This window comes from Streptomyces sp. NPDC060198, assembly GCF_042728415.1.
GTDB lineage: Bacteria > Actinomycetota > Actinomycetes > Streptomycetales > Streptomycetaceae > Streptomyces.
Window position 1 is genome coordinate 1 of record NZ_JBHWZJ010000596.1, and the last position, 2,749, is coordinate 2,749.

Below are 2,749 nucleotides of genomic sequence, written 5' to 3' on the forward strand. Positions count from 1 at the left end.
CCGGTGCACGGCGGTCTGGTGCATGCCGTCGCGCAGCATGTCGTTGACGGGCGCGTGGGTGCGGTTGATCGGGAGCTGCGGGAAGTTCGGACCGCCCAGCCTGCTGATCTGGGTGTCGAGGTAGGAGAAGAGGCGTCCTTGGAGCAGCGGGTCGTTGGTGACGTCGATGCCCGGGACCAGGTTGCCGAGGTGGAAGGCGACCTGCTCGGTCTCGGCGAAGTAGTTCGACGGGTTGGCGTTCAGCGTCATCAGCCCGATCGGCTGTACGGGCGCCAGCTCCTCGGGCACGATCTTCGTCGGGTCGAGCAGATCGATGCCCTCGAACATCTGCTCCTCGTTGTCCGGGAAGGTCTGTACGCCCAGTTCCCACTGCGGGAAGGCGCCCGCCTCGATGGCGTCGGCGAGGTCGCGACGGTGGAAGTCGGGATCCACGCCGGCCGCGATCTGCGCCTCCTCCCAGACCAGGGAGTGCACGCCGAGCTTCGGCTTCCAGTGGAACTTCACCAGGGTCGAGGCGCCCTCGGCGTCGACCAGGCGGAAGGTGTGGACACCGAAGCCCTCCATCATCCGGTAGGAGCGCGGAATGCCCCGGTCCGACATGTTCCACAGCGTGTGGTGGGTCGCCTCGGTGTGCAGGGTCACGAAGTCCCAGAACGTGTCGTGCGCGCTCTGCGCCTGCGGGATCTCCCGGTCCGGGTGCGGCTTCCCGGCGTGGATCACGTCGGGGAACTTGATCGCGTCCTGGATGAAGAACACCGGGATGTTGTTGCCGACGAGGTCGAAGACGCCCTCCTCGGTGTAGAACTTCGTGGCGAACCCCCGGGTGTCACGCACCGTGTCGGCGGAGCCCCGGGAACCGAGGACGGTGGAGAACCGCACGAACACCGGTGTCTCGACGTCCTTCGCCAGGAACGCCGCCTTCGACAGCCGGGCCGCCGTCCCGTATCCCTGGAACACCCCGTGCGCCGCCGCGCCCCGGGCGTGGACGACCCGCTCCGGAATCCGCTCGTGGTCGAAGTGGGTGATCTTCTCCCGCAGGTGGTGGTCCTGGAGGAGTACGGGTCCGCGCGGACCGGCCTTGAGCGAGTGATCGGTGTCGTACAGCCGGGCACCCTGGGCCGTCGTCAGATACGCCCCGCTCTGCGCGTTCCGGGCCTGGTCCGCACCCGTCGGCTGCCCGGTGGGGCTGACCGTCTCCGGCCCCGTCTGGTCGGGCTTGGGCGGCAGCGGCTCCTGCGGTGTGGTCGGCTCCTGCGCGGACGGCGGACGCGAGCCCGGCGCCCCGGGTACCCCGCCGGGCGGCCCGTCGGTGCCCAGCAAGGCGTCCGCGGCCTTCTCGGCCGCCGCTTTCAGAGGGTTCTTCTTCTCACTCATGAGACGCTCCTCGATGTACCGAACTGCGGATGGACCCGTCGTCCGGAGACCACGTGCGCACATGGCGCATCGGCGGTCCGGGGACGACGGAAGAGGAAGTGCGGTGTCTGGGCGGACGCGGTGCCTGCGCCCCTTGCCGCCCGTCGCGTCGTGCCGCCGGGCGAAACCCCTCAGCCAAGGGGTTCGCGCAACGCCGTGCGGTTTTCGCGCCAGGCACTCAGGAGGTGCGCCGCGAGGCGGTCTTCGAGCAGCACGGTGGCTTCGATACCGAGGACCATGTCGGCGGCCAGCCAGGGCTCGTCCTCCAGCAGCCCGCCGATCACCTCGCGTCGCACGATCTGCTCGTGCACCGCGTCCGCCTCCACGTGCTCGTCGTAGAACCGCTGGGCGGCAGAGCCCGCGCCCACCCGGCGCAGTGCCTGGCCGAGCCGGCGTGAGCCGGGTGACGAAGTGATCTCCACCGCGGCGAAGTGCCCCACCAGCGCACCGCGCAGCGACCGGCGCAGGCCGAGAAGGGACATCAGGTTGACCGTGGCGAGCATCTCGGCCGGCGCCGCGTCCAGGTACGCCCCGTACGTGGTGTCCAGGTCGAGGTCGGCCATGAGGTCGGCGAACAGTCGCGCGTGGACGTTTTCGGCCCGGCCGGCCCCGAACTCGTCGTACTCGATGGCGACCATGGCCGCTTTCGCCCGCCCCCTGAGCCTGGGCACCACCCACAGATGGGGGTCGGCCTCCTTCAGGTGGTAGAGCGAGCGCAGCGCGGCGTACTCCCGCAGCTGCCAGAGGCTTCCCTCGTGCAGCAGGTGGTGGCTGACGCCGGTGCCGTCGTCACCCACCGGTTCCACCAGCAGCGACTGGACTGCCGTCGCCACGTCCGCGTCCCCGGACGTCCGCGCTCGCACGGCGGCGAGGAAGTGGCTCTCGGCCGCCGAGCGTACCGCCAGCAGCGCCGGGTCCCATTCCAGGTCCTCGCCTACTGAGGCGAACCCCCGGTAGTGCGTCTCGTAGAGGGCGTACAGCACCAGGTGCAGGTCGTCGCCGAAGGGGTCGGCCAGGCGCACCTCGGCGTCGGACGGCAGGGCTGGGCGGTCGCCGGCGAGGTAGCCGATCACGCGGGTGGAGAGGTCGCCCCGCGGGCGGGGCAGGCGAGGCCCGGCCTCTGTGCGGGCCGAGGAGTCCGGGCGCACCGGGCCGACGTGCGCCGGGGCGGCGGTCGTGAGCGGCTTCACTGTGTGGATTCCTCACTCGGAGTGGGGTCTTCGGCTCGGTCCGCATGGCGCTCCGGCTCCGGTGCGGCTCCGCCGGAGGACGACGAGAGCCTTTCGCGCCGACGGTGGCTCGTGTCGCACCACGGGTACGCACGACTACGTCGGCA

2 protein-coding genes are annotated in these 2,749 nt (G+C 70.7%); both read right to left on the bottom strand.

Annotated elements, in window-relative coordinates; translation table 11 throughout:
- Positions 1 to 1,374 (bottom strand): catalase (locus ACFWEP_RS33885; RefSeq protein WP_387376030.1); only part of this gene is annotated, 1,374 nt, incomplete at its 3' end.
- A gap of 170 nt (positions 1,375 to 1,544) precedes the next feature.
- Complete coding sequence (locus ACFWEP_RS33890) at positions 1,545 to 2,561, bottom strand: iron-containing redox enzyme family protein (protein WP_387376032.1); 1,017 nt, start codon at positions 2,559 to 2,561, stop codon at positions 1,545 to 1,547.
- Positions 2,562 to 2,749 lie beyond the last annotated feature (188 nt).